This is a genomic window from Sporosarcina sp. NCCP-2222 (genome assembly GCF_023168145.1).
Taxonomy (GTDB): Bacteria; Bacillota; Bacilli; order Bacillales_A; family Planococcaceae; genus Sporosarcina.
This window is the reverse complement of sequence record NZ_BQYK01000007.1, coordinates 201,580-205,812: the sequence shown is the minus strand read 5'-3', so window position 1 is coordinate 205,812 and position 4,233 is coordinate 201,580. Positions and strand designations below refer to the sequence as shown.

The 4,233-nt window shown below is 46.9% G+C and carries 4 protein-coding genes; all 4 read left to right on the top strand.

The window, feature by feature from the left end:
• Positions 1 to 790, top strand: a 790-nt coding sequence (locus NCCP2222_RS15610) for an ABC transporter ATP-binding protein (RefSeq protein ID WP_248513253.1), incomplete at its 5' end; no start/stop codon positions are given.
• Position 791: 1 nt separating this feature from the next.
• Positions 792 to 2,543, top strand: coding sequence for an ABC transporter ATP-binding protein (locus tag NCCP2222_RS15605; protein WP_248513252.1), 1,752 nt, complete (start codon positions 792 to 794; stop codon positions 2,541 to 2,543).
• Positions 2,544 to 2,741: 198 nt separating this feature from the next.
• Positions 2,742 to 3,998 (top strand): MFS transporter, encoded by a 1,257-nt coding sequence (locus tag NCCP2222_RS15600; RefSeq protein WP_309295972.1) that lies wholly within the window; start codon positions 2,742 to 2,744, stop codon positions 3,996 to 3,998.
• Positions 3,991 to 4,233: hypothetical protein (locus tag NCCP2222_RS15595; RefSeq protein ID WP_248513251.1), on the top strand; the 243-nt coding region annotated here is incomplete at its 3' end. The genes NCCP2222_RS15600 and NCCP2222_RS15595, both read left to right, overlap by 8 nt.

Below are 4,233 nucleotides of genomic sequence, written 5' to 3'. Positions count from 1 at the left end.
ATATGAAGAAGACGTGAAAGATCCTGACAAGCATATTGATGTAGAGAAACCGGAAAGCGTTGGATTCTCAGATGTCAGCTTCCAATATCCGATGTCGAGCGCTGTGAACCTCGATCATATTGAATTGCGGCTCGAACGTGGTCAGACTCTCGGGATTGTCGGGAAGACAGGAAGCGGGAAAACGACCTTCGTTAAACAGCTCCTCCGTGAATATCCTGCAGGCGAAGGGGATATCGCATTCTCAGATGTTTCTCTTCATTCATTGAGGAAAGACCAAGTGCGTGACTGGATCGGCTATGTTCCACAAGATCATGTGCTGTTCTCGCGTTCTGTTCGCGAAAACATCTTGTTCGGCCGTCCGGAGGCGACTGAGGCGGATATCGCAGAAGCCATTCGACTTTCACACTTTGAAAAGGATTTGCAAATGCTTCCGGCTGGTCTTGAAACGCTCGTCGGTGAAAAAGGAGTTGCCTTGTCAGGCGGACAAAAACAACGGATTTCCATTGCCCGGGCGCTCGTGAAAAATCCGGAAATTCTCATTTTAGATGACTCACTTTCCGCAGTTGATGCGAAAACCGAAGCGAAAATCATTGAGAATATCCAGACGGAACGGGAAGGCAAGACGACCATTATTACAACGCATCGCCTTTCCGCCATTGAACATGCGGACTGGATCATCGTCCTGGACGATGGCAAAGTCGTTGAAGAAGGAACACATGAAGACTTGCTTGCGATGAATGGATGGTACAAAGAGCAATTCGACCGCCAGCAGATCGGGGAGGTTGAATAAGATGGGTACAGGAAAACGTTTATTGCATTATGCATTGTTTTATAAAAAGCTTCTGATTACAGGATTAGTGTTGCTGGCGTTTGCCGTTGGAGCTGACTTGATGGGTCCATTGATTGCGAAAAAGATCATCGATGACCATATTGCCACATCAGTGGATCAGTCAATCAATTTCACGCCAATCGCCAAACTGCTTGCCGTCTTCTTTGGATTGGCAGTCGTGACAGCTGTATTGCGTTATTTCCAATACTTGCTGCTGCAGCAGGCGGCAAACCGCATTATTCAAAAATTGCGGAATGAGCTGTATGCTCACATCCAAAGGCTTCCGATCCGGTACTTCGATAATTTGCCGGCAGGGAAGGTAGTCGCGAGGATCACAAACGATACGGAAGCAATCCGTAACTTGTATGTGACAGTTGTCTCACAATTCGCAATCAGCGGCATGTATATGCTCGGTATTTTCATTGCACTCTTCTACTTGGATCCGAAGATGGGGGCGATCACCCTTTTCGTCTTGCCTGTCCTGTATATTTGGATGAAGGCCTATCGTAAATTTGCATCCAAAGTGAACCATATTATCCGAAGCAAGAACAGTGAAATGAACGCGATGATCAATGAATCCATTAATGGAATGACAATTATCCAGGCATTCCGCAGGGAAAAGCAGATGGATTCGGAGTTCAATGCAATCAATGACGAGCATTATACGTACCAAAGCAAGCTTTTGAAAGTGGAGGCGGCAACGTCCCATAACTTGGTTGATATTATCCGCTCACTCGCTTTCGTGTTCCTTATCTGGTATTTCGGCGGAGCTTCATTAAATGCTGAAAGCGTTGTGTCTGTCGGTTTGCTGTATGCGTTCGTTGATTATATTACGCGTTTATTCAACCCAATTACAGGTATCGTCAACCAGTTTGCCCGGTTGGAACAGTCGCTTGTTGCAGCAGACCGTGTCTTTGATTTGATGGATCGCAACGGGGAGCCGGTCAGTGATGAAAAGATCGCCCGGTACCGTGGAAACGTCCGGTTTGAAGATGTTTGGTTTGCGTATAAAGAAGAGGAATATGTGCTTAAGAATATTTCATTCGAAGCGAAACAAGGGGAGACGGTGGCGCTGGTCGGCCATACCGGTTCAGGAAAAAGTTCGATTATGAACTTGCTCTTCCGCTTCTATGATGTATCGAAAGGTCGCATTACCATAGATGGAAAGGATATTGGCCAGATTCCGCGCCAGACGATCCGTGACCATATGGGAATCGTTCTGCAAGATCCGTATTTATTCAGCGGAACGGTCGAATCAAACATCAGTCTCGGGGATGCACGCATTTCCCGGGAAAAGGTCCAGCAATCTCTTGATGCGGTTGGCGGCGAACGGGTGCTGAAGCACTTGCCGGGTGGCATCGATGAGCCGGTTGTCGAAAAGGGAAGTACACTTTCTTCAGGACAACGGCAATTGATTTCATTCGCACGTGCACTAGCGTTCGATCCGGCTATTCTCATTCTGGATGAAGCGACTTCAAATATTGATACAGAAACAGAAGAAATTATCCAGCATGCGATGGATGTGCTGAAAAAAGGACGTACGACATTCATTATCGCTCACCGGTTATCTACAATTAAAAACGCGGATCGGATTCTCGTCTTGGACCGCGGAGAAATTGTGGAGCAGGGCACGCATGATGAATTGCTTGCACTTGGAGGCCAGTATGCGCAAATGTATAAACTGCAGGCGGGTAATGGCTCGAAGGTAGGATAAAATGGAAGGAGGCTCGATATCGGGCCTCCTTTTTGCGTGCAATTGGCCGAGGGAAGGCAGGCGAGGGAAGGTGTTGCAACAGGTTTATTAACCTGAACAGTTTATGTCTGATAAATCTCCAATTCTACTTGCGAAACTATTCAGTAACACGTATATTTAGATTATCGAAATAGTGTGCTAGGAAAGTTGGAAACGAAAATGAGATGGATGTCGGACTGGAAACGGAATTTCTTATCGTTTAATCGGAACGTCCGGTTTTTTATGTTAGGCAATATACTCCTCCAAATTGGGATGGGTGTTTTTATGGTGATGTACAATTTATACATCCGTGAGCTTGGCATGCCGGAGACGGTCAACGGAAAGGTCATTTCCATGACGGCTACGGCTTCTGCCATCATGCTCATTCCAGCAGGATTCTTAAGCGATAAAATCGGAAGGAAATGGCTGATAGTCGGAGGAGCCGTCTTAACAGCTTCTACCTTGTTTTTCAGAGGCGCGGCGGTGACAGAAGCCCCGATTATTACGGCAGCCTTTCTGACGGGGCTTTTCATGGCGTTCGTCCAAGTATCTGGGATTCCGTTTTTAGCGGAGAATTCTTCTCCCTCCGAGCGAGTCCACCTGTTCAGCGTCAACTTTGCCTTTATTACCATTGCTAATGTTCTCGGCAGCCTATTTGGCGGAATTATTGCCGATGCCTTGGAGAGCATCTTGAAAATGAGCACCGTGGATTCCATCCGTTATTCACTTTATATTGGAGCAGCCATTTTTACGGCGGGTCTCATTCCTTTCTTTCAATTGAAGGAGAAGCGAAAGGAACATGCTGAGCAGAAGAGTGAAAGAGTGTCTAAACAGCAGCAAGCGGATGACAGCTTAAAGCGTAATTTAATTGTTATTTTCCACTTCTCGTTCGCGGGTTTATTGATCGGTTTTGGTTCAGGCCTGGTTGTTCCGTATTTGAACCTTTATTTTGCGAATCGGTTTGGCGCCAGCAATTCCTATATTGGCCTGGTGCTGTCGTTGGGCTCTGCGATGACAGCTGTGGCGGCGATGATCGGTCCTGCCTTGTCCAGAAGGATGGGGAAGGTGAAAGCTCTGATTCTCTTTCAGATGCTGTCCATTCCATTTTTGATTTTAACGGCCTATACGACTTCCTTATGGCTCGCGTCGCTTGGCTTTTTAATGCGTCAGGCGTTAATGAATGCGGGCAATCCGATTCAAAGCGCGGTAGCGATGGAAGTGGTATCAGATAAATATAAGGGGCTTGCCAATTCGACAAACCAGATGGTCTTTAATCTAGGGTGGGCGACAATGGGGCCGATTGCAACGGGGCTCGTCGTATCGCAAGGAACATATTGGGGATATGCCTATGCCTTCACGATCACAGCCGTGCTTTATGTCATTTCATCCATTTATTACTATTTCATTTTTGGCCGCAGGAAATTGGTAGATGAATAAATTATTATTACCCGCAGACGAAACTTGTCTGCGGCTTTTTTTATGGGGAAGATTGGGTGTTGAAATTAATGACGTGGGAGGATTTAATGCTCGGATAGACACCCTTTATGCGCGGATACGGTTGGCGAATGCGCGGGTACACACCGTTAATGCGCGGTTACGCACCGTTTCGGCTCGGATACAGGAAGGGAATGCGCGGGTATGCACTGCTTATGCTCGGGTACGCCAGGTTAAT

Excerpts from the sequence above, each read along its gene's own strand:
- NCCP2222_RS15605 (WP_248513252.1), top strand. The coding sequence starts at position 792 with ATGGGTACAGGAAAACGTTTATTGCATTATGCATTGTTTTATAAAAAG.
- NCCP2222_RS15600 (WP_309295972.1), top strand. The coding sequence starts at position 2,742 with ATGAGATGGATGTCGGACTGGAAACGGAATTTCTTATCGTTTAATCGG.